Origin of the sequence: Micromonospora sp. NPDC051925, from assembly GCF_044548625.1 — a bacterium.
Taxonomy (GTDB): Bacteria; Actinomycetota; Actinomycetes; order Mycobacteriales; family Micromonosporaceae; genus Micromonospora.
The window spans coordinates 183,592-209,488 of sequence record NZ_JBIUCH010000011.1 but is presented as its reverse complement, the minus strand read 5'-3'; the positions used below and the strand labels follow the sequence as shown (position 1 = coordinate 209,488).

Annotated in this window: 23 protein-coding genes; 11 read left to right on the top strand and 12 right to left on the bottom strand. The window is 72.6% G+C overall.

The window, feature by feature from the left end; genetic code table 11:
* The first annotated feature begins 2 nt into the window (after positions 1-2).
* Both ACIG87_RS17290 and ACIG87_RS17285 read left to right on the top strand, forming a co-directional pair.
* The gene (locus ACIG87_RS17290; RefSeq protein WP_396851491.1) at positions 3-1,337 is read left to right on the top strand and encodes a TrkH family potassium uptake protein; all 1,335 of its coding nucleotides are present in this window, start codon (positions 3-5) and stop codon (positions 1,335-1,337) included.
* Positions 1,327-1,995: a potassium channel family protein gene (locus ACIG87_RS17285; protein ID WP_396851490.1), complete on the top strand. Its 669-nt coding sequence runs from the start codon at positions 1,327-1,329 to the stop codon at positions 1,993-1,995. Before ACIG87_RS17290 ends, ACIG87_RS17285 begins: the two co-directional genes overlap by 11 nt.
* On the opposite strand, the gene ACIG87_RS17280 is transcribed toward ACIG87_RS17285, so the two are convergent.
* The 7 genes from ACIG87_RS17280 to ACIG87_RS17250 all read right to left on the bottom strand — a co-directional run bounded on the left by ACIG87_RS17280 (position 1,996) and on the right by ACIG87_RS17250 (position 10,836).
* On the bottom strand, positions 1,996-3,663 hold the full coding sequence (locus ACIG87_RS17280) for a protein kinase (protein WP_396851489.1): 1,668 nt from the start codon (positions 3,661-3,663) through the stop codon (positions 1,996-1,998).
* Between the two features lie 71 nt (positions 3,664-3,734).
* Positions 3,735-5,288: a fused MFS/spermidine synthase gene (locus tag ACIG87_RS17275; RefSeq protein ID WP_396851488.1), complete on the bottom strand. Its 1,554-nt coding sequence runs from the start codon at positions 5,286-5,288 to the stop codon at positions 3,735-3,737.
* 36 nt (positions 5,289-5,324) lie between these two features.
* Positions 5,325-6,296, bottom strand: coding sequence for a coiled-coil domain-containing protein (locus ACIG87_RS17270; protein ID WP_396851546.1), 972 nt, complete (start codon positions 6,294-6,296; stop codon positions 5,325-5,327).
* A gap of 248 nt (positions 6,297-6,544) precedes the next feature.
* A complete protein-coding gene (locus ACIG87_RS17265) occupies positions 6,545-7,351 on the bottom strand; it encodes an inositol monophosphatase family protein (protein ID WP_396851487.1) in 807 nt (268 codons plus the stop codon).
* Positions 7,344-7,796 carry a response regulator gene (locus ACIG87_RS17260; RefSeq protein ID WP_357019509.1) on the bottom strand — a complete coding sequence of 151 codons (453 nt, stop codon included), beginning with the start codon at positions 7,794-7,796 and terminating at the stop codon, positions 7,344-7,346. The genes ACIG87_RS17265 and ACIG87_RS17260 overlap by 8 nt, the downstream gene beginning before the upstream one ends.
* Positions 7,793-9,595 carry an ATP-binding protein gene (locus ACIG87_RS17255; protein WP_396851486.1) on the bottom strand — a complete coding sequence of 601 codons (1,803 nt, stop codon included), beginning with the start codon at positions 9,593-9,595 and terminating at the stop codon, positions 7,793-7,795. Before ACIG87_RS17255 ends, ACIG87_RS17260 begins: the two co-directional genes overlap by 4 nt.
* The gene (locus ACIG87_RS17250) at positions 9,592-10,836 is read right to left on the bottom strand and encodes a PP2C family protein-serine/threonine phosphatase (RefSeq protein WP_396851485.1); all 1,245 of its coding nucleotides are present in this window, start codon (positions 10,834-10,836) and stop codon (positions 9,592-9,594) included. The genes ACIG87_RS17255 and ACIG87_RS17250 overlap by 4 nt, the downstream gene beginning before the upstream one ends.
* Before the next feature lie 241 nt (positions 10,837-11,077).
* Here ACIG87_RS17250 and ACIG87_RS17245 point away from each other — a divergent pair, with 241 nt between their 5' ends.
* From ACIG87_RS17245 to ACIG87_RS17235, 3 genes are all read left to right on the top strand, one after another.
* Positions 11,078-13,573, top strand: coding sequence for a M28 family peptidase (locus ACIG87_RS17245; protein WP_396851484.1), 2,496 nt, complete (start codon positions 11,078-11,080; stop codon positions 13,571-13,573).
* A 295-nt stretch (positions 13,574-13,868) separates the two neighbouring features.
* Entirely contained in the window at positions 13,869-14,213 is a 345-nt protein-coding gene (locus tag ACIG87_RS17240) for a type II toxin-antitoxin system HicB family antitoxin (protein ID WP_396851483.1), read from the top strand.
* A gap of 26 nt (positions 14,214-14,239) precedes the next feature.
* Entirely contained in the window at positions 14,240-14,374 is a 135-nt protein-coding gene (locus ACIG87_RS17235) for a hypothetical protein (RefSeq protein ID WP_396851482.1), read from the top strand.
* 56 nt (positions 14,375-14,430) lie between these two features.
* Here the strand turns inward: ACIG87_RS17235 and ACIG87_RS17230 are convergent, their stop codons facing one another.
* On the bottom strand, positions 14,431-14,685 hold the full coding sequence (locus ACIG87_RS17230) for a Smr/MutS family protein (protein WP_067315484.1): 255 nt from the start codon (positions 14,683-14,685) through the stop codon (positions 14,431-14,433).
* A 238-nt stretch (positions 14,686-14,923) separates the two neighbouring features.
* Here ACIG87_RS17230 and ACIG87_RS17225 point away from each other — a divergent pair, with 238 nt between their 5' ends.
* Positions 14,924-15,172, top strand: coding sequence for a hypothetical protein (locus ACIG87_RS17225; RefSeq protein WP_396851481.1), 249 nt, complete (start codon positions 14,924-14,926; stop codon positions 15,170-15,172).
* Between the two features lie 34 nt (positions 15,173-15,206).
* Here the strand turns inward: ACIG87_RS17225 and ACIG87_RS17220 are convergent, their stop codons facing one another.
* Positions 15,207-15,575 carry a tetratricopeptide repeat protein gene (locus ACIG87_RS17220; protein WP_396851480.1) on the bottom strand — a complete coding sequence of 123 codons (369 nt, stop codon included), beginning with the start codon at positions 15,573-15,575 and terminating at the stop codon, positions 15,207-15,209.
* 92 nt (positions 15,576-15,667) lie between these two features.
* Positions 15,668-16,438, bottom strand: a complete 771-nt coding sequence (locus ACIG87_RS17215) for an ROK family protein (protein ID WP_396851479.1) — start codon at positions 16,436-16,438, stop codon at positions 15,668-15,670.
* A gap of 1,012 nt (positions 16,439-17,450) precedes the next feature.
* Here ACIG87_RS17215 and ACIG87_RS17210 point away from each other — a divergent pair.
* The 3 genes from ACIG87_RS17210 to ACIG87_RS17200 all read left to right on the top strand — a co-directional run bounded on the left by ACIG87_RS17210 (position 17,451) and on the right by ACIG87_RS17200 (position 20,329).
* Positions 17,451-19,088 carry an ABC-F family ATP-binding cassette domain-containing protein gene (locus tag ACIG87_RS17210; RefSeq protein WP_396851478.1) on the top strand — a complete coding sequence of 546 codons (1,638 nt, stop codon included), beginning with the start codon at positions 17,451-17,453 and terminating at the stop codon, positions 19,086-19,088.
* Positions 19,089-19,125: 37 nt separating this feature from the next.
* The gene (locus ACIG87_RS17205) at positions 19,126-19,443 is read left to right on the top strand and encodes a hypothetical protein (protein ID WP_396851477.1); all 318 of its coding nucleotides are present in this window, start codon (positions 19,126-19,128) and stop codon (positions 19,441-19,443) included.
* Between the two features lie 160 nt (positions 19,444-19,603).
* Complete coding sequence (locus tag ACIG87_RS17200; protein ID WP_396851476.1) at positions 19,604-20,329, top strand: methyltransferase domain-containing protein; 726 nt, start codon at positions 19,604-19,606, stop codon at positions 20,327-20,329.
* A 221-nt stretch (positions 20,330-20,550) separates the two neighbouring features.
* Here ACIG87_RS17200 and ACIG87_RS17195 read toward each other — a convergent pair whose 3' ends face one another.
* A complete protein-coding gene (locus tag ACIG87_RS17195) occupies positions 20,551-21,549 on the bottom strand; it encodes a LacI family DNA-binding transcriptional regulator (RefSeq protein ID WP_396851475.1) in 999 nt (332 codons plus the stop codon).
* A 137-nt stretch (positions 21,550-21,686) separates the two neighbouring features.
* On the opposite strand from ACIG87_RS17195, the gene ACIG87_RS17190 reads away from it, so the two are divergent.
* Entirely contained in the window at positions 21,687-23,198 is a 1,512-nt protein-coding gene (locus ACIG87_RS17190) for an alpha-N-arabinofuranosidase (protein ID WP_396851474.1), read from the top strand.
* 142 nt (positions 23,199-23,340) lie between these two features.
* Here ACIG87_RS17190 and ACIG87_RS17185 read toward each other — a convergent pair whose 3' ends face one another.
* Entirely contained in the window at positions 23,341-23,697 is a 357-nt protein-coding gene (locus ACIG87_RS17185; protein WP_396851473.1) for an amino acid permease C-terminal domain-containing protein, read from the bottom strand.
* A 470-nt stretch (positions 23,698-24,167) separates the two neighbouring features.
* Between ACIG87_RS17185 and ACIG87_RS17180 the strand changes: the two genes are divergently transcribed.
* Positions 24,168-25,850: a glycoside hydrolase family 10 protein gene (locus ACIG87_RS17180; protein WP_396851472.1), complete on the top strand. Its 1,683-nt coding sequence runs from the start codon at positions 24,168-24,170 to the stop codon at positions 25,848-25,850.
* Positions 25,851-25,897: the final 47 nt, after the last annotated feature.

Sequence of the window (25,897 nt, the reverse complement as noted above, 5' to 3'; positions counted from 1 at the left end):
TGGTGCGCCGGTTCCTTCGTCACCCCGTCCGGCTGGTGCCGTTCGGTTTCCTGGTGGCGATCGCGATCGGCACCGGCCTGCTGATGCTGCCCTGGGCCACCAGCGAGCACCGGATCACCCCGCTGGTCACCGCGCTCTTCACCGCCACCTCGGCGGTCTCGGTGACCGGCATGGCGGTCACCGACACCCCGACCTACTGGAACGGATTCGGGTTGGTGATGATCACCGTGCTCACCCAGGCCGGCGGGCTGGGCATCCTCACCGGCGCGGCCCTGATCAGCCTGGCCGTCACCCGGCAGCTCGGGCTGCGCAACCGGCTGCTGGTGCAGGCCGAGACCGCCGAGTACGGCTTCGCCGACCTCCGTCGCCTGCTGCTACGCATCGCCGGCACGGTGTTCGGCTGCGAACTCGCGATGACCGTGGTGGTCACCGGTCGGCTCTGGCTCGCCTACCACTATCCCCCGGGCCGGGCGCTGTGGTCCGGTGTGTTCCACTCGGTCCAGGCGTTCAACAACGGTGGATTCAGCCTCTACTCCGACGGTCTGGTCCGCTTCTCCCACGATCCGTGGGTGTCGCTGCCGCTGGCCCTCGGCGCGATCGTCGGTGGACTGGGCTTCCCCGCGCTGTTCGAGGCGTTCCGGCAGCGCCGCAGGCCGGCCCACTGGACGGCCGCCACCAAGCTGACCGTCTGGGGCAGCGTGGTGCTGCTGACGGTTGGCGTCGCCGGCCTGCTCGCCACCGAATGGCACAACCCGTTCACCATCGGCACCTACGACACCCCGGACAAGCTGCTCGCCTCGTTCACCCAGATCGCGCTGAGCCGTACCGGTGGCTTCGACGTGATCAACGTGGCGGCGTTGAGCGAGGAGAGCTACCCCCTGCTCATCGCCCTGATGTTCATCGGTGGTGGCAGCGCCAGCACCGCCGGCGGCATCAAGGTCGCCACGTTCTTCCTGCTCGGTTTCGTCATCTGGGCGGAGCTGCGCGGCGAGCCCGACGTCACCGTCGGTCGCCGCCGGATCGCCGCGCCCAGCCAACGCCAGGCGCTGACCGTGGCCCTGCTCAGCATCGCGCTGGTGACCGTCGGCACGGTCGGCCTGACCGTGCTCACCAACGGCGTCCGGTTCAACGAGTCGCTGTTCGAGGTGACGTCCGCGTTCAGCACCACCGGTCTCACCGTCGGTCTCGCCCGGCGACTGCCCGAGTCGGGCCAACTGGTGCTGACCACGCTGATGTACATCGGTCGGATCGGACCGCTCACCCTCGGCTCGGCGATCGCGTTGAACACCCGACGCCGGCTGTACCGCTACCCGAAGGAGCAACCCGTTGTCGGCTAGGAGCGAGGACGACGGCGACATCGCCGTGATCGGGTTGGGCCGGTTCGGCTGCCACCTGGCCGGGGCGTTGACCCGGCTCGGCCACCACGTGCTCGCCGTGGACCGCAACGCCGAACAGGTACAGCGCTGGTCGGCGTCGCTGGACCGGGTGGTGCAGGCCGACGCGACCGAGGAGCAGGCGCTGCGCCAGCTCGGCATCGGCGACTTCCGTCGGGTGGTGGTCGCCATCGGCGCCTCGGTGGAGGCCAGCGTGCTCACCGTGCTGGCGTTGACCGAGGTGGGCGTACCGCAGATCTGGGCGCGGGCCACCTCCCAGAAGCACGCGAAGATCCTGGCCTCGGTCGGGGCGCACCATGTGGTCTTTCCCGAGGCGGAGACCGGGGAGCGGGTCGCCCACCTGATCGTCAGCCGGATGCTCGACTTCATGGAGTTCGGTGACGACTTCGCGATCGCGAAGGTGCCGGTCCCGCCGCCGCTGGTCGGCCGACGGCTGCGCGAGCTGGCGTTGCAGGAGCGGTACGGGGTGATGGTGGTCGGCGCGAAACCAGCCGGGGAACGCTTCCGGTACGCCGACCCGGACACCGTGCTCGGCGTGGGCAGCATCCTGATCGTGGAGGGCGGGATCACCCAGGTGCAACGGTTCGCGGCGCTACGCTGATCACTTCCCCGCTTTCCCCTTGGCCGCATCCGGCCCCTTGCCCGCCGTGCCCGGCCCCTTTGCCGGCTTCTCGGCCTTCGGCTTCGGCTTCGCTTTCGGTTTCGCCGGGCTGGCCGCGCCGGAGCCGCCCTTGCCCGACGTCTTGCTGGACGTCTTCGCCGGCTTCTTCGCCGCCGGCTTCTTCGCCGCCGGGGGTTTCACCACCGGAGCGCTGCCGGCCACCCCGGAGACCCGCACCCCGCAACTCGCCTCGCCGAGGGTGAACTCCAGCGGCAACGGATTACCGCCGGTGTACCGGCCGGTCAGCGAGACCTTCTCCGACGCGCCCGGGGCCAGTGCGGCACGTCCGGCCGCCGGAGTGACCCGGACCGTGCGCCCCTCCTGGCGTACCTCGCGGGTGGCCTTGGTGACGGTCTGCTGGCCGGGGAAGGCGAAGCTCATCGTCCAGTCACGCAGTTCGCGGGGACCGGTGTTGGTCAGCGTGAGCTGGGCGGCGAAGTCCTTGCCGGAGTCACTGCGCAACGCGTACTCGACCTCGCACGGGGTGGGCTCGGTCAGCCCCATCCGGGCCTCGGTGGGCCGGTCGACGCCGCCGCTGGCCGGGCTGCGCGAGGTCACCCCCCAGATCGTCGCGGTGATCGCGAGCAGGCTCGCGGCGGCCACCCCGGCCTCGATCCGGCGGCGGCGGGTGGCGGCCCGGCGGCTGCGGGTCCGGCCCGAGAAGGGCAGCGCGTCGGTGTCGGCCGACCAGGGCAGGATCGTGGTGCCGGCGTTCGCGAGCAGGGCCGGGTCGCCCCGCCCGGGGGCCGGGGAGACCGGCACGGCCGCGACCATCCCGGCCGCCCCGGCGAGGGTACGCGCCACCTCGGTGGTCGCCGGCCGGTCCTCGGGGCGCTTGGCCAGGCAGCGGCCGACCAGCTCGACCACCTCGTCGGGCAGCCCCCGTACCGGGGGCATCGGCTCCGGGTCGTGGTACATGTGCGCCCGCAGCATCTGGGTGGTGGTGCTGGCCTGCCAGGGCAGCCGCCCGGTCAGCATCCGGTAGAGCAGCAGCCCGACGGCGTACACGTCGGTGGCCGGGGAGACCTGGCCGTTGTCGAGGCGTTCCGGCGCGAGGTAGGCGGGGGTGCCGAGCAGGGTGCCGTCCGGCCCCTTCTCGCTCTCCCCGACCAGCGCGGAGATACCGAAGTCGACGACCTTCACCCCGGTCGCGGTCAACATGACGTTGCCCGGGGTGACGTCCCGGTGCACCACCCCCCGGGCGTGCGCGGTGGCCAACGCCGAGGTCACCTCGGCACCGATCGTCACCGCCTCCCGCCAGGGCAGCTGCCCGTCGCGGCCGAGCCGCGCGGTCAGCGGACCACCGTCCACCAGCTCCATCACCACGTACGGCACGGTCAGCCCGACCTGCTCGGACTCGCCGTAGTCGTACACGTTGGTGATGTTGGGGTGGCAGAGCCGCGCGGCGGCCTGCGCCTCGATCCTGATCCGGTGCCGGAAGGCCCGGTCGCTGGCCAGCCGGGAGGCGAGCACCTTCACCGCGACCTGCCGGCCGAGCACCTGGTCGTAGCCGCGCCACACCACGGACATGCCGCCCGCGCCGAGCTGCTCGATCAGCCGATACCGCTCACCGAGGAGCTGGGAATCGTTCCGGACTCCTGCACCCATGGTCGACCGTGTTGCCCGAGTCGCCCCCGGCTACACCTCGCTGGTCGTAATCGGTCAGGAAAGTCACCCGATCAGGCGGTCGCGAGCAACTGGTCCACCGGGGCGTAGTCGTCGGTCAACACCAGCGCGCCGTCGACGAACCGGGTCACCTCGCTGCCGGCGAGCAGGTCCGGGATCTTCGCCACGGTGCCCAGCCGGGTCCGCAGCGCGTCCAGCGGCAGCGGCGCGTCCGAGGCGACGATCAGGAAGTTGCTGCCCTGCCGCCCGGCGATCGCCTCCGGCGGCGCGACCAGCGCCACGTGCTCGAACTCGGCGGCCACCGTGGCCAGCTCCGAGCGGATGAACCGGCCCGGCGGGTAGTCGATGACGTTCTGCACGTAGATCCCGCCGGGGCGCAGCACCCGGTCGACCTCCGCCGCCATCTCCCGGGTGGCCAGGTGCCAGGGCACCACCAGGTGCCCGAAGGCGTCCCCGACGACCAGGTCGCGGCTGTCCGCCGGCTCGCCGCCGACCAGCATCCGGGCGTCCCCCACCACCGCCCGCAGCCCCGGCCCGGTCCGGACGCCCAGCTCCCGCCGGTCCAGGTCGACCAGCTCACCGTCGATCTCGAAGACCACGTTGTCGGTGCCCGGCCGGGTGGCGCTCAGGTAGCGGGGCATGGTGAAACCACCCCCGCCCAGGTGCAGCGCGTCCAGTCGCTGCCCCGTCGGGGCGAGCACGTCGGCGACCGCGCCGATCCACTGGGTGTACTCGTACTCCAGGTGCGTCGGGTCGTTCAGGTCGACGTACGAGTGCTGGGCCGAGTTGAGGAAGAGGGTGCGCCCACCGGGCCGGGACGGGTCGCTCTCCACCCGGGCGCAGTGGTATGCGGTCTCCACGTCGCACGGGTTCGGCGCGACCGCGCTCAACCCCGCCGCGACCAGCCCGAGCACCGCCAGGGTGGCCTTCGTCCGGGCCGGGCCGGGCAGTCCACCGGCCTCCTGCCGGCGCAGGTAGACCCCGAGCGCCAGCCCGGCCACGCCGAGCGCCGCCGCCAACCCGATCAGGATCACCGTGCTGGGCAGCGCCGCCACCAGCACGAACCCGGTGACCAGGGTGGCGGTGATGCCGCCGAGGGTGCCGATGCCGGAGAGCCGGCCGACCACCTGCCCGGTACGCCGCAGATCGGCCAGTTGCAGCTTCACCACCAGCGGGGTGACCGCCGACAGCAGGGCCGCCGGCACGAACACGGCCAGCGCGGTGAGCAGCAGGATGCCGCTGACCGCGCCGCCACGCAGCAGCTCGCCGGCGTACCGGACCACCGGCAGGGTGACCGCGGCGGCGATGCCGGCCAGGATCAGCGCCGGGGCGAGCAGCCCGCGCGGATCCCGGCGGTCGGCCAGCCAGCCGCCCGTCCACGCCCCGTAGGCGATGGCGGCCAGCGCGATGCCGATCACCGAGCTGGTCACCTGGAGGGTCACCCCGACGTACGGGCCGACCAGCCGGAGCGAAACCGTCTCCAGCACCAGCACGGCACCGCTGGCGAAGAAGACCAGGAACGCGGCGAGCCCGTTGGGCAGGGCACGGGAGGGGGCCGGCGCGGAGGGCGTCGGAACGGTCGCGACATCGGACGATGAGCTGGTCACCGTCGAGATGGTACGTCCCGTTCCTGGGCCGGACGGTCAGTACATCGAAAGGTGAACATGGTTTGTGTGGTCGGCGGCCGGGCTGCCCGACCCGCTGTAGGCCCGCCAGCCGGTGTTCGGCATCCAGATCTGCCGGTACCAGATCACGTAGAGCACGCCGAGCCGGTTGGCGTTGTTCTTGAAGTAGTTGGCCAGGCTGTCGCCGTACGCCTTGTCCCCACCGGTGGCAGTCTCGTCCTTGAAGCCGCTGGTGGCGGCGGAGAAGTCGCAGGCCCGGCCCTTGGGGTGCTCGCCGCCCCCGCCACTGCGGTGGCAGGACACGAACCGCTTGTAGCCGGCGGCCTTGGCCTGCTGCATGGCGTGCAGGGTGCGCGGGGTGATGCAGCCGGAGGTGGTCGGGTCGTTCACCGAGCAGGACTCGCTCGGCCACGACCCGTCGGAGTTGCGCGGGGCCGGCTGTGCCGAGGTCGACCCGCCGCTGAAGCCGGCGCTGCTGCCCGAGCTGACCGTGGCCAGGGCCCGCTCCGCCTCCCGCTTCTTCTTCGCCAGCGCGGCGAGCTGCTTCTGCTGCTCCCGTACCTCGGCGTCGATGGCGATCGTGGCCTCGGCGGCCGTCTGCCGCGCCTCGGCGAGCGCCCGAAGCTGCTTGCTGTCCCGCTGGGCCATCATGTCCAGGTCGGCGGCGCGCTTGAGGAACGCCTCCGGGCTGGCCGTGTTGAGCAGCATCGACGTCGGCGTCAACCGGCCCACCCGGTACGACTGCGCGGCAACCTCGCCCACCTGGGCGGTCAACGCGCCCAACCGGCCCTCGACCTCCTTGAGCTGGCCGGTCAGCACGGTCTGCCGCCGTTTGGAGTTGTCCAGCTTGGCCTTGGCCTCGATGTGCCCCTTCGCCGCCGCCGTGAGCGCGTCCCGGAGCTTCTTGGTGCCGCCCTCACCGGGTTCCGCCGAGGCGGGCACCGCCCCGGCGCCGAGCAGCAGCGCCACCGTGGCGAGCAGCACGGTCATCGGCCGACGCAGGCGCGGCCGGGTCAGGCTGGTCCTGGGCACGGAGGTGTCCTTCCCTCTGCCGCCGACGCCCGGCCACAGGGCCGGTACGGCGGCGGTCCCGCCGGCCCCGGTTGGCGGCCTGGGGGCGGAGACCGCCGGTCACATTACCGCAACCGCGCCCGGTGACCAGGCCCCTGACGACACCGGACAGCGTCCCTCGACACGGCGTGTCGAGGCGGTCGCCGAGGGTCGGGAAACAGCCCGGTTCAGTCGCCGAGCAGGGCGGCACGGACCTCGTGCCAGGTCTGCTCGTCGGCGGCGACCAGCAGGCCCCGGTCGTCGTCGGCCGGGTGGTACTCGGTGCCGTCGAACCGGCGGGCCACCCCGCCCGCCTCGCGGACCAGCAGCACGCCGGGGGCATGGTCCCAGGGCAGGGTCCGCCAGAACAGGACGAACTGCTGGTCGCCGGTGAGCAGGTCGAGGTACTCCCGCCCGGCGCAGTGCTGACCGGGCAGCAGCTCCCCGATCCGGCCCTCGCCCGCCACCACCCGGTCCCGGGTGGCCGATGGCAGGTACTGGATCATCGCGGTGCCCCGCAGCCGCTCCGGCGGGACGACGTCAGCAGCCCGCACCGGTCGGCCGTCGACCCGGGTGCCGGCACCGGCACGGGCCACGGCCAGCATCCCGGCCAGCGGGTCGTACACCCAGGAAGCGGTCAGCTCGCCTTCGGTGAGCAGGGCCACCATCAGCGCGAACGGCCGGCGGCCGGCGGCGAAGTTCCCCGTGCCGTCGACCGGGTCGACCACCCACACGTCGCCGCCGCCGCGCAGGTGACGCAGCAACGACTCGTCCTCGGCCACCGCCTCCTCGCCGACGACAAGCGAACCCGGCAGCAGCCGGCGCAGCTCCGTCGAGATCCGCTCCTCGGCCCGCTGGTCGGCGATGGTGACCAGGTCACCCGGTGCCTTCTCGGTGACGTCGGCGTCGTCCAGCCGGCGGAACAGCGGCAACACCACGTCCGCCGCGGTCTCCCGCAGCAGCGTGCCGACGTCGTCGAGCAGTTGGTCAGCCACGAGGCGGCAGCTTGACCACGCTGACGAAGAACTCGTCGATCTGGCGGACCACCGAGATGAAGCGCTCGAAGTCCACCGGCTTGGTCACGTAGGCGTTGGCGTGCAGCTGGTAGCTGCGCAGGATGTCCTCGTCGGCCTGGGAGGTGGTGAGCACCACGACCGGGATGCGCCGCAGCACCTCGTCGTTCTTGATCTCCTCCAGCACCTCCCGGCCGTCCCGACGGGGCAGGTTCAGGTCGAGCAGGATCAGGTCCGGCGTCACCGCGTCCGCGTACCGGCCCTCGCGTCGCAGGTAGGCCAGCGCCTCGGCGCCATCGGAGACGACGGTCAGTCGGTTGCGGAGCTTGTGCTCCTCGAACGCCTCCTGGGTCATCAGCACGTCACCCGGATCGTCCTCGACCAGCAGGACCTCGATCGGGCTCTTGCCGTCCGCCGGCGCGGTCATCCCACCCTCTCCTTCGTACCACCCGTTGCACCGTGCCCCGGCGGCCCGCCGGGTAGGTCCTCGTCGTTCGCGCCGTTCGGCTGGCGGCCGACCGGCGCCGGTCGGTCCGCCGCATCGGCGTCCTCGGCCGCCGCAGGCGTCTCCTCCACCGGGTGGGACGCGGCGTCGTCGGTCGCCGCCTGCGTCGCCGCGGCGTCCCCGTCGGTCGCCGCCGCGGCGTCCGCCTCGGCTGCCGCCTGCGCCGCCTCGACGTCCGCCGGTCGGGCCGGGAGGGTGAACCGGATCGCGGTCCCCTCGGCCTGGTCGGTGTCCACCCAGACCCGACCGCCGTGGTACTCGACGATCTTCTTGACGATGGCCAGGCCGATGCCGGTGCCCGGGTAGGCGTCCTTGGCGTGCAGCCGCTGGAAGATCACGAAGATCTTGTCGGCGAACTCGGCCTCGATGCCGATGCCGTTGTCCTGGCAGGTGATCTCCCACTCGTCACCGACCAGCCGGGCCGAGACGCGCACCTTCGGCGCGACGTCCGGGCGGCGGAACTTCACCGAGTTGCTGACCAGGTTGACCAGCAGGTTGGTGAGCAGCGGCTCCTCGCCCCGGATCACCGGCAGCTCGCCCCAGGTCAGCTCGGCGTCGGCGTACTGGCGGCCCGGCTCGGTCTGGCTGGCCACGTCGCCCATCACCTTGTTCAGGTCGACGTCGACGAAGCCGGTGGTGAGCCGGCCGATCCGGGAGAACGCCAACAGGTCGTTGATCAGGCGCTGCATCCGCTGCGCGCCGTCGACCGCGAACGCGATGTACTGGTCGGCCCGCTCGTCGAGCTGCCCGGCGTAACGGCGCTGGAGCAGCTGGCAGAAGCTGGCCACCTTGCGCAGCGGCTCCTGGAGGTCGTGCGAGGCGACGTAGGCGAACTGCTCCAGGTCACGGTTGGAGCGGGTCAACTCCTCGGCCTGCTTCTGCAACTGGCTGTTGACCCACTCGATGTTCTCCCGGGCGGCCCGCACCTCCGCCAGGTCCTTGGCGATCTTCTGCCGCATCACGTCGACGTCGTCGGCGAGCCGACGGAACTCCGGCGGCCCCGACCCGGCGATGTGGTGCTGGTAGTCACCCGCGGCGACCTCCCGCACCTGCTGGGCCAGCCCGGTCAGCGGCCGGATCACCATCCGCTCCAGGGCGAGCAGCGTCAGGACGCCGGCGACGACCACCACCACCGCCGCGACGATCAGCAACGCCACCAGCAGGTTGCCGGTCCGCTCGATGTTCCGGGCGCCCTTCTCCCGCTCGACCAGGATCGCCGTCTGGAGATCACCCACCGCCGCCCGGACCTGGTCGAACTGCTGCCGGGCCTGGGCGGTGATCAGTGCCTGGCCGGCGGCCGTGCCGCTGCTCGCGGTGGTCGCTATCACCGGCTCGGCCACCGCCCGCCGCCAGGCGTCCGCCTGCTGCTGCGCCGCCCGCAACTCACCGGCGACCTCGGGATAGTCGCGGCTCAGCCCGGTGATCGTCGCGAGGATGTCCCGCTCCTGCTGCACCCCCTGCTCGTACGGGGCCAGGTCGGCGCGGTTGCCGCTCACCGCGTACCCGCGGATGCCGGTCTCCTGGTCGAGCAGCGCGTTCAGCAGCTCCTGCCCCTGCACCCGCAGCGGACCGGTCTTGCTGAGCAACGCGTCGGTGTACGCCCGGTTCTTCGCCGCCACCGCCGCCTCGGCAACGGCCAGCCCGACCAGCAGCACGCCGACCACGGCCAGCAGCGCCAGCACCCGACGGCGCAGGGTCCACCCCTGGCGGTACGTGTTCACCGGCCACCGCCCCGGGTGACCAGCAGCATGGCGACGTCGTCGGCGAGCGGCCCCCCGTTGATCTGCTCGGCCCGGCCGACCAGCCAGGCGGGCAGCTCGGACAGCGGCACCGCGTGGTTGGCGCGCTCCTGGAGCAGGCCGGTCAGGCCGTCGACGTCCAACCGGTCGTCGCCGTCACCCACCCGCCCCTCGATCAGGCCGTCGGTGTACATCAACAGGGACCAGTCATCGGTGTCGAACTCCAGATCGAATGCGACGGGACGGCGGGGTCGTACGCCGAGCAGCAGGCCGCCCCGGGCCGGGACCGGCGCGACCTTACCGCCGGCGAGCAGCAGCGGCGGCGGGTGGCCGGCCAGCCTGACGGTGGCCCGGTTGGCGGCCAGGTCGAGCCGGACGGTGGCGACGGTGGCGAAGATCTCCTGGAGCCGGCGCTCGCTCATCAACACCTGCTCCAGGGCGGGCAGCACCTCGTCGTCGGGAACCCCGGCCAGGATCAGCGCCCGCCAGGCGACCCGCAGCTCGACGCCGAGGGCGGCCTCGTCCACCCCGTGCCCGCAGACGTCCCCGACGATCAGGTCGACCCGGTCGGGACGGGTCTGCACCACGTCGAAGAAGTCCCCGCCGATCAGGGCCGCGTGCCGCCCCGGACGGTAGAAGGTGTGCACCGCCACCTCGTCGGTGGTCATCAGCGGCTGGGGCAGCAGGCCACGTTCCAGCCGGGCCGACTCGGCCTGGCGCAGCTCGACCTCGCGCAGCCGGCGGGCGTTCTCGTCGGCCCGCTTGCGCTCCACCGCGTACCGCAGGGCGCGGGTCAGCAGCACCCCGTCGACCTGCCCCTTGACCAGGTAGTCCTGGGCCCCCTCGGCGACCGCGACGATGCCGAGGTGCTCGTCGGAGCGGCCGGTCAGCACGCAGACCGCCGCACCGCTGGACATCTCCAGCACCCGGCGCAGCCCGTCCAGGCCCTGCGCGTCGGGCAGCCCGAGGTCGAGCAGGACGCAGTCGACCCCGGCGATCCGCTGCCGGGCCTCGCTGAGGCTGGTGGCGACCAGCAGGTCGATCATCGAGTTGGTCTCGGCGAGCAGCTCGCCGACCAGGAAGGCGTCGCCCTCGTCGTCCTCGACCAGCAGCACCCGCAGCCGTTCACCCGGCGGCAGGTTGGGGTGGGGCCCGAGCCCGCCGTGCGGGTACGGCGCGGCGGAGGGCCCGGCCGTGCCGGGCCCCCGGTGCGACCGGGTCACCGCCGCGAGATGCGGGAGTTCGCTGGTGATGTCGGGCTCCTTCCGAGTGCCCTGCTGATCCTGTATTAGACAACGGTCGCACACAACGCGGTCGGCGCGGTCCGGGCGTACCCGGGCAAGGCCGTCACCGGGTGAGCGTTCACTCAGCGGCCCGCGTCACGGTTCGGTCCCGGTACGCCCCGGGCGCTGCCCGCCGGGGCAGGATGGTGCACCACCCCCGCACCACCTCCGAGGAGTCCCCGTGGGCGTACCCCCCGCCTCCGCCGCCGACCGGGCGCTGACCCGGCCCCGGCGTCGTCCGCTCGCCGCCCTGGCCGCCCTGTCGGCGCTGGTCGCGGTGGGCGCGGCCATGCTGGTCACGTTGGCCACCCCGACACCCCGGCCGGCCGACGCCTCGGCCGACCGGTTCAGCGCCGGGCGGGCGTACCAGACCGTGCAGACGGTGGCGGCCCGCCCGCACCCCGCCGGCAGCGCCGCCAACGACCAGGTCCGCGAGCACCTCGTCGGGGTGCTGCGCGGCCTGGGCCTGGAGACCGAGGTGCAGGACACCGTCGCCCCGGAGGCCGGGCAGCTCAGCGGCGCGGCCGGTGGGGCCACCTTCGCCCGGGTCCGCAACGTGGTGGCCCGGCTGCCCGGCACCGCCTCCACCGGCCGGGTCTTCCTGGTGGCGCACTACGACTCGGTGCAGACCGGCCCGGGTGGCAACGACGACGCGGCCGGCACCTCCACCGTCCTGGAGGTGGCCCGCGCGCTGGCCGCCGGGCCCCGGCCCCGCAACGACGTCGTGTTCGTGCTGACCGACGCCGAGGAGGCGTGCCTGTGCGGCGCGTCGGCGTTCGCCGCGAGCCACCCGCTCGCCGCCGACGGCGGGGTGGTGCTCAACCTGGAGGCCCGTGGCTCGACCGGGCCCGTGATCATGTTCGAGACGTCCCGGAACAACGCCGAGCTGGTGGCCGCCTTCGGCCGGGGCGCTCCGCACCCGGTGGGCACCTCGTTCGCGGTGGAGATCTACCGGGCGCTGCCCAACGACACCGACTTCACCGCCTTCCTCGACCACGACTTCGTCGGGTTGAACTCGGCGTACATCGACGGGGGCGCGATCTACCACACCCCGCTGGACACCCCGTCGGTGATGGACCGGGGCAGCCTCCAGATGCACGGCGACAACGCGCTCGGGCTGGCCCGGGAGTTCGGCCGTACCGACCTGACGGCGTTGCGCTCCGGCCACGACGCCAGCTACTTCCCGGTGCCGGGCGGGCTGGTCCGCTACCCCGGCTGGCTGACCTGGCCGCTGGCCGGCCTGGCGGTGCTGGGCGTGCTGGCACTGGCCTGGCGGGTCCGGCGCACCGGCCGGGCCGGCGTCGGCCGCCTGTTCGCCGGGTTCGGGCTGGCACTGGTGCCGATCGTCGTCGCCCCGCTCGCCGCCCAACTGCTCTGGGCGGGGATCACCGCGCTGCGCCCCGGCTACGCCGAGCTGCTCGACCCGTACCGGCCGGTCTGGTACCGGTTGGCGGTGGTGGCGCTCGCCGCCGCGATCCTGCTCGCCTGGTACGCGCTGGCCCGCCGCTGGGCCGGCCCGGCCGCACTGGCCGTCGGCGGGCTGGGCTGGCTCGCCCTGCTCGGGGTGGTGCTGGCCGCGCTGGTGCCCGGCGGGGCGTACCTGGCCACCCTGCCGGCGCTGGCCGGTGCGGTCGCCGGCCTGGTGGCGCTGCGCACCCGGATCGACGGCCCGTGGCCGGTGGTCGCGGTGACCCTGGCCGGCGCGGTCGCCGTGGTGGTCCTGCTGCCCACGGTGGTGCTGCTCTTCCCCGCGCTGGGGATGGCGATGGGTGGGGTGGCGGCGCTCTTCGCGGTGCTGCTGGGGCTGGCCGCGCTGCCGGTGCTCGACCTGCTGCACCCGGCGGCGGGCGGGCCGCGCGGCCCGGCCGCCAGCGGTGAGCACGACCCGCACGACCCGGCCGCCAGCGGTGACCGCGACCCTCACGACCCGGCCGCCAGCGGTGAGCGCGGCCCGGTCGCCGTCCGCGCCCGCCGGCTCGGCTCGCTGCCGGCCGTCGCCGCCGCGCTCGCCGCCACGGTGTTCGCCGGGGTCGGCCTGGCGGTCGACCGGTTCGACGCCGCCCACCCCGTCCCCACCCACCTGATGTACGCCCTGGACGCCGACACCAACGAGGCGGAGTGGATCACCCGCGAGGAGGAACCACAACCGTGGACCAAGGCACACGCCGGTTCGCACTTCAGTGAGTACCTGGGGGGAGTGTTCCCCGGCCTGGGCGAGGAGTCGGTGCGTACCGGCGCGGCACCGGCGGCGAACCTGCCCGCGCCGACGGTGCAGGTACTGGCGGACACCACCGCCGGTGGGCTACGCACCCTGCGGCTGCGGCTGCTCCCCCAGCGCACGGTCCGGCTCGCCACCCTGCACGTGGACGCGTCCACCGCCGAGGTGACCCGCGCCGAGGTGGCCGGCCGGGAGGTGCCGGTGGGGCGGCAGCCGAGCGTCGAGGAGGCTTCGCTCGACCGGTGGGGCTTCGGGATCGTCTTCCACGCCCCGCCGACGGAGGGCGTCGAGATCACCCTGACCGTACGGCCCCGGGCGGGGCAGGTCTCGCTGCGGGCGATGGACGCCAGCGACGGGCTGGACGCGCTGCCGGGCTTCCGGCCCCGGCCGGCGGACGTGGGGGTGGTCGGCTCGCACAGCTCGGAGATGCTGGCGGTCGCCCGCACGTACCCGATCTGACCAGGTGATCGGAGGCTTGGCTCCATAGAGCCACGGGTAGTACCATCAGCGCGTGCCCTCGGTGAATCGGATCGTGGAAGCAATGCAGAGCAACCCGCAGGGCATCACCTACAACGATCTCAGGAAGGTGTGAGCACCACTTCGGGAAACCGCGACACGACGGCACTTCCCACGCGGTGTTCAAGATGCCGTGGGCAGGAGACCCACGCGTGAACATTCAGAACGACAAAGGCAGGGCCAAGGCGTACCAGGTGCGGCAAGTACTCAAGGCGATCGAGAAGAAGGAGGCCATGTGATGGAGAACGTTGCTCATCCCGACGTGACCCACTACACCTATCGCGTCACGTGGTCAGCGCAGGACAACGAGTTCGTCGCCACCTGCGCTGAGTTTCCATCTCTTTCCTGGCTGGCCCCCTCGCAGATCGAGGCGCTGCAAGGGCTCCAGAACCTGGTACGTGAAGTGGTCACGGACATGGAGCAGCAGGGCGAGGAAGTGCCGGAGCCGTTCGCCGAACGTAGCTACTCGGGCAAGTTCAACATTCGCGTCGGCGAAAGCCTGCACCGTGAGCTGGCGACTCATGCCGCCGAGGATGGGATGAGCCTCAACCAGTACATCGTACGGAAGCTGTCGGCAGCCTGATCACAGCAAGGTCCCCACGTCGGCGGATGGTCGCCAGCTTCACCCTACGGATCTACACGCACCTGTTGCGGGCAAGCGAAGACGGTACCCGGCGAGCAATCGACAACGACCAGGCCACCGACGACGGCCCGAATACCGGTGACGGCCTGGCGACGCCATGATCATGGCTCACTGGCCAGCGTGACCCTTGCAATGCAGGCCAGTAGCCATGTCGTCACTACTTCCAGCGGAAATGGACGAAGAGGCGGCCGAAGTTCTTGGAGTCCTTCTCGACCCGGTGGTAGAGCTGCTTGACGTCCTTCTGGTCGAGGAAGCGCAGCACCTTCTTCTTGAGCTGGCCGGAGCCCTTACCGGGAATGATCTCGACAAGGGTGGCCTTCTTCGCCACCGCCTCGTCCATGATCCCGCGCAGGGCGCGATCGATGTCGTGGCCCTTGTTGAAGATGTCGTGCAGGTCCAGCTTGAGCTTCATCCCGCCTCCCCCACCTGCGCAACTCCCATGGCAGGCCCCATGGTAGGCCCGCAAGCAGTCGGGGAGGACCTCAGGCTCGTCCAGCACCGATACCTGGATGCGCCTCGTCGCTCTTCGTCGCCGAGCGGGCGACGTACCCAGCCCCACCGAGCCGCGTGACCGATTCGTCGCCGGGACTCGACGGAGGTCGAACGTCTCCCCCGTGCATGCCCGCAAGGGTGGGGCGATTCGGCCACACATGCCGATGCGGCCGCTCTGGTTGTGCCGGGTGTGTGCCGCGCCGTGGCCGTGTCAGCCCGCCCGGCTGCTGCTGACCCTCGAATACCGGCGGGACAGGGTCGGGCTGTCCGTCTACCTGGCCGGACGGCTGTTCGACGCCACCGGCAACCTGATCACCCTGAACCCGAACGCCGTCCCGCCCCCGGCGGAGCTGTTCGAGCGGTTTCTGGCCTGGACGAGACGCAGAGCCGGGCCGGGGGAAGGGTAGTAGCTCCCCTCCCCCGGCCCGGCGCGGTCAGGACTCAGCGACCGTTGCCGACCCGGGTCTCCACCCGGCGCAGCGCGGTCACGTAGTCGTCGTTGGTCGAGTGCATGGCCGCCGCGATGCGCAGGTGCCGCAGCGCGTCCGGGTAGCGGTTCAGCCGCTCCAGCGTCCGGCCCAGCACGTGGTGGGCGTAGTGGTCGCTGGGATCCCGGGCGACCAGCTCCCGCAGCTGCTCCTCCGCGCGGCCGAGCTGGGCGGTCTGGAAGTACGCCCGAGCCAGCAGCTGACGCACGGAGGAGTTGCCGGGCTCGGCCGCCACGATCGGTTCGAGCAGCCGGACCGCTCCGCTCGGGTCACCCATCTCGAAGTACATGGTCGCCCGTCGGTACTCCGCCAGAAGATCCATCCCGACCCACCCCCTCGCGTCACGTCGCCATTGCTCCGACGCTGGCACAACACCGGGCGTACCGCGAGTGTTCCTGGGGGTCGACTTGTGGCTCAGGAGGCCGGGGCGTCCCGTTCGCCGGTCAGCTGCCAGGCGCGGACCCCACCGACGATCCCGGCCGTGTTGGGCACGATCACCACGTCGTCGCCCATCCGGGCCACCTGCTCGGGGCGGATCAACCGCGAGTTGCCGCCGCCGAGGTAGAGCCGGTCCCAGCGGAACACCGGGCGCAGCCCGTCCACCACCTGCCGGATCCGCCGGGACCAGAAGGCGTCGCCGAGCCGACGCCGCTCCGGCTCCCCGACGTACGTGTCGTACGTGGTGCCCCAGCGGACCGGGGCGTGCGACAGCTCCAGGTGCGGGGCGAGCCGACCGCCGTCGAAGAGCGCGCTGCCCAGCCCGGTGCCGAGGGTCAGCACCAGCTCGCAGCCCGTCCCGGCGACCACCCCGGCGCCGTGCACCTCGGCGTCGTTGAGCACCAGCGCCGGCATCCCGAAGGCTTCGGTGACCGCCCGACGGGCGTCGTACCCGGACCACTCGGCGAGCAGCTCCGGGTCGACCCGGCTACGCGGCCCGGACCGGGTCACGTAGTGCGGCGTTGCCACCACGACCCCGTGCCGGATCATGCCCGGCATCCCCACCGTCACCCGGTCCGCCCGGGGCAGCCGCCCACCCAACTCCACAAGCGTCTTCACGAACAACTCCGGCGGCAGCGGATAGGGGGTGTCCACCCGTACCACCGGTGCCCGCAGGTTCCCACCCCCGTCCAGCACCGACCCCTTGATTCCCCCGCCCCCGCAGTCCACCGCCAGCGTCATTCCCACGCCCCCACCTTTCCCCACCGGAGCCCTCGCCGCCTCGTCCCTCCAGCGGTTGTTCGAGGAGACGCCGGGCAACGGTCCGAGGAGACGCAACGCCCCGGCGGTACGTCAGCCCGACCGCCACCCATGCAAAGCCGTCGGGCGGGCACCGGTGGTCGTCGCGGCGACCCTCACCTTTGCAATCACCTTCGCAACGACGAGGAGAGCTATGAGGAGAGCTGGGGAGATCTCGGCCCCGGAAGGGCTGCCTCGGAAGGGGCGGCTGCCACCAGAATCTCCCCATGCCGGGGGTGAACCACGAACGCCCGGCCGTCACGCCAGTGGAACGCCCAGAATCTCCCCTTGCCGGGGGGGGTGAACCCGCACCCGCCTGATCGGCCTCGGGGCTCAGCACCCCGGCGGTGGGGTGCTGGTCTCTGTCGGCCGGGGATGCCTGCGCTTCGCCGGATGATCCGCTTCCACGCCGAGCTGCGACACCGGCGAGGCCCGCTGACGGGCCGCGTCGGTGGTCGCTGTGGTTTTGTGAAGAGTTGTTGGGGGGCGGGGGGCACACACAAGTGGCGAAACGGCCCCCGGGGGGCGGGGCGCCCCAGGCGGCACCCCCCCCCCCCCCCCCCCCCCGCCCCCCCCGGCCGGCCCCCCGGCGGGGGCGGGGGGGGGTGTGGGGGGGGGGGCCCCCCCCGGGGCCCCCCCCCCCCCCCCCCACAACTCTTCACAAACGGGCACGAGGATCGCAGCAACCGCATGATCACCCCGCCACCCAGCCCGCCCGCGATCCCGCCGGCCCGCCAACCCGCCAGTCCACCCGCCAGCCCCAGCCCGCCGCCCGCCAGCCCAGCCCGCCAACCCCGGGACCGCCCGGCCTGCTGGCCAGCTGGCCCGCAGGCCCACAGGCCAGCCCGCTGGTCGGCCCGCTGGTCGGCCAACCGCGCCAACCCCAACCAGAGAGCGGGGGACGCGGGGATCCCGACACGGCGTCGTCGCCCGGATGGACGGGCGATAGGCTCGGTGCCTCATGAGCGCCACGATGATCGTCAAAGGACTTGCCGCGGGGCACGGGGAGCGGGTGCTCTTCAGTGAACTCGACCTGGTGGTCGCGCCGGGGGACGTGGTGGGCCTGGTGGGGGTCAACGGGGCGGGGAAGTCGACGTTGCTGCGGACGCTGGCCGGGTTGCAGGGCGTGGAAGAGGGCAGCGTGTCGCTGAGCCCGCCCGGTGCGACAGTGGGTTACCTGCCGCAGGAGGCGGAGCGGCGGGCGGACGAGACGGTACGGGACTTCCTGGCCCGGCGTACCGGGGTCACCGAGGCGCAGGCGGTGCTGGACGCGGCCACCGAGGCGCTCACCGCGGGTGCGGCCGGGGCCGACGACGCGTACGCCGAGGCGTTGGAGCGCTGGCTCGACCTCGGTGGGGCGGACCTGGCGGAGCGGGCCGCCCAGGTCGCCGCCGAACTGGGGCTCACCGTCGACCTTGACCACCCGATGACCGCCCTCTCCGGCGGCCAGGCGGCCCGCGCCGGCCTGGCCTCCCTGCTGCTCAGCCGGTACGACATCTTCCTGCTCGACGAGCCCACCAACGACCTCGACCTGGCCGGCCTGGACCGGCTGGAGCGGTTCGTCACCGGCCTGCGTGCCGGGACGGTGCTGGTCAGCCACGACCGGGAGTTCCTGACCCGGACGGTGACCCGGGTGCTGGAGCTGGATCTGGTGCAGCAGCAGGTCCGGCACTACGGCGGTGGCTACGGCGCCTATCTGGAGGAGCGGGAGGTGGCCCGCCGGCACGCCCGCGCCGACTTCGAGGAGTACGCCGACACCCGGGCCGGGCTGGAGGCCCGCGCCCGTACCCAGCGCGCCTGGATGGAGAAGGGCGTGAAGAACGCCCGGCGCAAGGCCACCGACAACGACAAGATCGGCCGGAAGTTCCGGGCCGAGTCGACGGAGAAGCAGGCGGCCAAGGCGAAGCAGACCGAGCGGCTGATCGAACGCCTCGACGTGGTCGAGGAACCACGCAAGGAGTGGGAGCTGCGGATGGAGATCGCCGCCGCACCTCGGGCCGGTGCGGTGGTGGCCTCGCTGCGCGACGCGGTGGTCCGCCGGGGCGGCTTCACCCTCGGCCCGGTGACCCTCCAGATCGACTGGGCCGACCGGGTGGCGATCACCGGGGCGAACGGCTCCGGCAAGACCACGTTGCTCGGTGCGCTGCTGGGTCGGCTGCCGCTCGACGCCGGCCACGCCGCGCTCGGGCCGGGGGTGGTGGTCGGCGAGGTGGACCAGGCCCGAGGGCTGTTCCTCGGTGACCAGCCGCTGCTGGAGGCGTTCGGTGCGGCCGTACCCGAGCTGACTCCGGCGGACGCGCGGACGCTGCTGGCCAAGTTCGGCCTGCGCGCCGCGCACGTGCTGCGGCCGGCGGCGACGCTGTCGCCCGGCGAGCGGACCCGGGCGGCGCTGGCGCTGCTCCAGGGTCGGGGGGTCAACCTGCTGGTGCTGGACGAACCGACCAACCACCTCGACCTCGCGGCCATCGAGCAGTTGGAGTCGGCGTTGGCCGGTTACCCGGGGACGCTGCTGCTGGTCACCCACGACCGCCGGATGCTGGAGGCGGTCAGCGTCAACCGGCGGCTGCGGGTGACCGACGGGCGGATCGCCGAGGACTGATCCCGGCCCACCGGTAACGGCGGGGCGACAATGGGTCATGCTCAAGTGGGAGTACGCGCTGCTGGTCCGGCGTCGCCAGCCGACCGCCTCCGACCTCAACTGGGAGGTCGTCTTCGTCTGGTACGGCCCGGACGGCTCGATGGCCGACGTGACCCCGTACGGCGACACCGCGCTGGCCCACCTGAACCGGGCCGGTGACCAGGGTTGGGAACTCGTCGGGATGAGCGAGGACCCGTCGCTGGCCGGCCACAACGAGTTGCACCGCTACCACCTCAAGCGGCCGAAGGCGGCCGGCACGCCCCGGCAACGCTTCCGGGCCGCCGGCCGGCCCGCCCGCCGTACCGGCACCGGCTGACCACCGACAAGCGTCGCGCCCCCGGAACCGACCGGACCTGAACGGACACAGCGGCCCAGGCCCGCGACCCAGGCCCGGCGGAGCCACGGGAGCGGGCAGCGGTCCGGATCGGACGGGTGTGCCGGGCCGGATAGCGGGTAACGGCCGGCGGGAGGTGGCCATGGTCGCGCTGGCGCAGACACCGCCCTCGGCCGAACGGCTGCGGGCGCTCGACGGGTTCCTCGGCGAGGCCTGGGCCGAACAGGCCCGCCACGACGAGCGGGTACGCCGGCTCGCCGTCGAGGTGCGGTTCGACCGGGGGGTCGCCCACCTGACCGGTGAGGTGGCCGAACCGGGTGAGTTGCGGCTGGTCCGCGAGCTGGTCGGCCGGTTGGCCGGGGTGTACGGCGTGTGGGGGCGGGTGCGGGTCGACGGCCGGGATCCGGTGGTCGTGGACCTGGGCTGCGGTGGGCAGAAGCAGTACCCGGCGAACCTGGGGCTGGACATCTTCCCGGCGCCCGGGGTCGACGCGGTGGCGGACCTGTCGGGGTCGCTGCCGCTGGCCGACGACTCCGTCGACGTCATCTTCACCGTGCACATCCTGGAGCACCTGATCGACTTCCTGCCGCTGGTGGACGAGTGCCACCGGGTGCTCCGGCCGGGCGGGGTGCTGCACGTGATGAGCCCGTGGTGGGGGCACGTCAACGCGGTGGCCGACCCGACCCACGTACGGCTGCTCGACGTGCAGACGGTCAAGGGCATCTGCGGCCAACGCCCACCGGGCACCCCGCGCTGGTATCCGCTGCACGCCGGCTGTGACGGTGCCTCCATCTTCGCCGACCTCACCCCGCTGCCCGCCGAGGCTCCACCCGTCTCCCCCACCCACCTGGCCCGGTTCTTCGACTGACCCGCCCCGGTCACCTCCGCACCCCGCCGTCCCAGGCGCGGACGCCGCCGCTCCCGGCCGACACCCGGACGCCGCCGGTCCCACCCACAACAGGACGCCGCCCCGTCGGACACCCGGACGTCACCGATCCCGCCCTACACAAGGACGTTCGCGTGAGGATCGCGCGGGCGTCACCGGTCCCGACCGGGGCATGGACGTCGACGACGTGGTCGACGGACGGGTCAGGAGGTGCTTTCCCGGGGGGTCAGGTGGTGGGGGGCGGTGAGTTCCCGTGGGGGCGCGTCCCGGTCGCCGGCGAGCCGACCGGCGAGGAGGTCGACGGCCAGTCGGGCGATCCGTTCCTTGTCCGGGGTGACGGTGGTCAGGGTGGGGACGCTGAACCGCCCGTCCTCGATGTCGTCGAAGCCGGCGACGGCGACGTCCCCGGGAACCCCCAGTCCGGCCTCGTGCAGGGCGCGGAGCGCGCCGAGGGCGAGGGTGTCGTTGAAGCAGAAGACCGCGTCGGGGCGGGCCCCGGAGGCGAGCAGGTGGCGCATGGCGGCGGCCCCGTCGGCGCGGTGCCAGGTCGGGGCGGGCGCGACCAGGCGTTCGTCGTACCCGAGTTCGGCCTCGGCCAGGGCGGCGGTGTAGCCGGCCAGGCGGAGTCGGGCGCTCGCGCCCTCGGGGGCGCGTTGGGCACCGATGGCGGCGATCCGGCGGCGACCGAGGCCGATCAGGTGGGCGGTCATCTCCCGGGCGGCGGTCACGTCGTCGATCACCACGTGGTCGGCGGGGCCGTGGTCCAAGCGCTCGCCGAGCAGCACCATCGGCATGCCGTCCAGGCCGGCGAGGTCGTCGGCGTTCAGCGACAGCGGGCTGAGGATCAGACCGTCGATCATGTGGTCACCGAGGTCGGCGGCCACCCGTTCCTGTTCGGGGCCGCCGCCGGTCTGGTCGATGAGCACGGTCCAGCCGTGGTCGGCGGCGGCGGCGACCACGTGCCGGGCCAGTTCGGCGAAGTACGGGATGTCCAGCTCCGGCACGGCGAGGGCGATCACGCCGGTACGGCCCTTGCGCAGGTTGCGGGCCGACAGGTTGGGCCGGTAGTGAAGTTCGGCGATGGCTGCCTCGACCCGGGCCCGGGTGTCCGGCCGGACGTGCTGGTAGCCGTTGACCACGTTCGACACCGTCTTGACCGACACCCCGGCCCGCTCGGCCACGTCCTTCAGCCTGTGCCGCACGATTGGGCCCCTCCCCGCTTCCGGCTTCGGACTCTATCGTGGAGCGGGCTTCTCACCACGTTGGTTACAACGTTGCAAGAACGCCGGGTAGGCGTGGCCGCAGGCAATGGAGCAGGTCGAGGAAAGGTGGCACCCCGGTGCGTACAGCTCGGTTGACGATCGATCCGGCCTTCACGATCGGCCCGGTGGACCGACGACTCTTCGGCTCCTTCGTCGAGCACCTGGGGCGCTGCGTGTACGGCGGCATCTACGAGCCGGGCCACCCCGACGCCGACCCGCTCGGCCTGCGCCGGGACGTGCTGGAGCTGACCCGGGAGCTGGGCGTCTCCGTGGTCCGCTACCCCGGCGGCAACTTCGTCTCCGGCTACCGCTGGGAGGACGGCGTCGGGCCGACCGCCGACCGGCCCCGCCGACTGGACCTGGCCTGGAAGACCATCGAGACCAACGCGTTCGGCCTCGACGAGTTCATGGCCTGGGCCGCCGCCGCGGACGTCGAGCCGATGATGGCGGTCAACCTCGGCACCCGAGGCATCCAGGAGGCCTGCGACCTGCTGGAGTACACCAACCACCCGGGCGGCACCGCGCTGTCCGACCTGCGTCGCAGGCACGGCGCGGAGCAGCCGTACGGGGTGCGGCTGTGGTGCCTCGGCAACGAGCTGGACGGCCCCTGGCAGGTCGGCCACAAGACCGCCGACGAGTACGGCCGGCTCGCCGCCGAGACCGCGCGGGCGATGAAGTTGATCGACCCGTCGATCAGCCTGGTCGCCTGCGGCAGCTCCGGCCGGCAGATGTCCACCTTCGCCTCCTGGGAGGCGACCGTGCTGGAACACACCTACGAGCAGGTGGACTACATCTCCGCGCACGCCTACTACGACCCGTCCGACGGTGACCGGGCCAGCCTCCTGGCCTCGGCGGTCGACATGGACAACTTCATCACCGAGGTCGTCGCCACCGCCGACCACGTGGCCGCCCGGCAGCGGCAGACCCGCAAGCTGAAGATCTCCTTCGACGAGTGGAACGTCTGGTACCAGTCCCGCCTCCAGCAGGACCTGGACCGGCGAGGCTGGGTCGAGGCGCCGGCGCTGATCGAGGACGACTACACCGCCGTCGACGCGGTGGTGGTCGGCGATCTGCTGATCACGCTGCTCCGGCACGCCGACCGGGTCGGCGTCGCCGCCCAGGCCCAGCTGGCCAACGTGATCGCCCCGATCCGCACCCGCACCGGCGGGCCGGCCTGGCGGCAGAGCATCTTCCACCCGTTCGCCCTGACCGCCCGGTACGCCCGGGGCACCGTGCTGCGTACCGAACCGGTCTCGCCGCGCTACGAGACGAAGCGGTACGGCGACGTGCCGGTGCTGGACACCGTCGCGCTGCACGACGAGGAGTCCGGGGAGCTGACCGTGTTCGCGGTCAACCGGGGCGTCGAGGACCTCCCGCTGGACCTCGACCTGCGTGGCCTGGCGGGGCTGCGCCCGGTGCGGCACCTCAGCCTCGCCGCCGGTGACGACCCGGAGGCGGTCAACACCGAGGCCGAGCCCGACCGGGTGACGCCCCGGGAACTGCCCACCACCACCCTCGACGGCGGGCGGTGCACCGTACGCCTGCCGGCGGTCTCCTGGAACGTGCTGCGCTTCGCGCCCCAGCCCTGACCAGCCTCCCGAGCAGCCCGACGGGCAGGGCAGCACCGACCCCGGCCGGCACCCGCCCGGTCGGGGCGCGGGTGCCGGCCGGGAATCGGGCGGGCCGGGTGCCGGCCGGCGGAACGGCGTGGCCGGCACCCGGCCCGGACGGTCAGGCCGAGGCGGGTGCCGCGGCGCGGTCCTCGGCGGCTTCGCGGGTGGCGAGGCGGTTGCGGCGGTAGCCGTAACCGAAGTAGATGAGCGCGCCGAGCGCCATCCAGACGAGGAACCTGATCCAGGTCTCGATCGACAGGTTGAGCGTCAGGTAGAAGCAGGCCAGCGCGGTGAAGATCGGCAGCACCGGGGAGAACGCGACCCGGAACGGCCGCTCCAGGTCGGGACGCTTACGACGCAGGATCGGCACCGCGATGGAAACGATCATGAAGGCGCAGAGCGCGCCGATGCTGACCAGGTCGGCCAGCGCGGACAGCGGCAGGAACCCGGCGAGCAGCGCCACCGCCACGGTCATCACGGCGGAGATCCAGGGCTGCCGTCGCTGCCGTCGGCCTCACCCTGGGCCACCACGTCCTTGATCGGTTTGGTTCGCAGCACGGACACCGCGCTCACCCCTCCCACCGCGCGACCACCCTGCTGGCGGCCGGTGCCGCGCGTTGCTACCCCACGCGAACCCTCGTCAATCACCCCGTTCACCCCGAGGGGAAGATGACCACACGTGCACCCGTGACCACTTTCGGTCAATCCGGCGACCGACAGGCCGACCGCCGGGCGGACCGGATGCGGACACCCGGGCCAGCCCCTTGCGCCCGGCCCACAGGTGTGAAAATTTCCTACCACCACCAGATAGCCACCGATAAATGTCGCCAGCGGCGACCTGTTGATCAAGAGGATCACGTCGCCTGGTCCACCGGCAGAAGCTCTCCCCCGGGAGCCCGACGAAGGGATACGGCGCATGAGGACGACGACGAAGGGACACCGCGCATGAGGACGACTCGGCTCGGCGTCGCCGGGCTGGCCATGGCACTGCTCGTCGGCACCGCCCCGGCACCGGCCGCCGCCACCCCGGCCACCGCTTCCGCACCAGCCACCGCGCTACCGGGGACGACGGGTACCGACGTCGCCTGCGACGTCGACCCGGCAGCCCCGAAGCGGCAGTTCCGGGCCATGTGGATCTCGTCGGTGGTGAACATCGACTGGCCGAGCAGTGCCTCCCAGAGCGCCCCCGACCGGGTCGCCGCCCAGCAGGCCGAGTACCGGGGCTGGCTCGATCTGGCGCAGCGGCTGCACCACAACGCGGTGGTGGTCCAGGTCCGCCCGACCGCCGACGCGTTCTGGCCGTCGCGGTACGAGCCGTGGTCGGAGTACCTGACCGGGGTGCGCGGGCAGGATCCGGGCTGGGATCCGCTGGCCTTCCTGGTCGCCGAGTCGCACGCACGGAACCTGGAGTTCCACGCCTGGTTCAACCCGTACCGGATCTCGATGCCGGCCCCGGGCGGCGCGGGCGCGGACCTGACCGCGCTGGCGGCGGACCATCCGGCCCGGCAGCATCCCGAGTGGACCTTCGCCTACCCGCCGGCCGGCGTCGCCGGCAGCCGGCGCTACTACGACCCCGGCGTCCCCGAGGTCCGCGAGTTCGTCCAGACCGCGATGATGGACGCCGTCACGCGGTACGACGTCGACGGCGTGCACTTCGACGACTACTTCTACCCGTACCCCTCCGGCACGTACCAGGTGCCGGACGACGCGACGTTCGCCGCGTACCACCGGGGCTTCACCGACCGGGCCGCCTGGCGGCGGGACAACATCGACCTGCTGATCCAGGAGATGAGCGCGAAGATCAAGGCGGCCAAGCCGTGGGTGAAGTTCGGGGTGAGCCCGTTCGGCATCTGGCGCAACGCCGCCGCCGACCCGAACGGCTCGGACACCACCGGCAGCCAGTCGTACGACATCATCTCCGCCGACACCCGCAAGTGGGTACGGCAGGAGTGGATCGACTACATCGTGCCGCAGCTGTACTGGTACATCGGCCAGTACCCGGCCGCCGACTACGCCCGGCTGGTGCCCTGGTGGGCGCAGACGGTACGCGGCACCCGGGTGCAGCTCTACATCGGCCAGGCGGACTACAAGAGCGGTGACCCGGCCTACGGCACGTACTGGATGAACCCGCAGGAGCTGTCGGACCACCTGACGCTCAACCGGGCGTACCCGGAGGTGCTCGGCAACGTGCACTTCTCCGCCGTCCAGGTGCGGGCCGACCGGCTCGGCGCGACGAGCACCTACGCCGCCGCGCACTACTCCCGTCCGGCGCTGGTGCCGACCATGCCGCACCTGCCGGCGAAGCCGCTGCTGCGTCCGGTGCTGACCCGGGCCGAGCGGACCGCCGACGGGGTACGGCTGCGCTGGCACCAACCGGCCGACGGGAAGGGCCCGCTCGGCACCGCCACGTCGTACGCGGTCTACCGCTTCGACTCAGCCGGTCGGCTCGACGGGTGCGACCGGGCCGACGCGGCACACCTGATCGGCACGGTCCGGGCCACGCCGGGGCAGCCGCAGTCCTGGGTGGACGGCACCGCCGAGCCCGGCCGGACGTACACCTACCAGGTGACCGCGCTGGACCGGTTGTGGAACGAGAGCGCCGCCTCGACCGCCCGGGTGGTGCGCTGATCGACCACGCCTGACCGACCACGGACGCCCCGGGTGCCCGACCACCC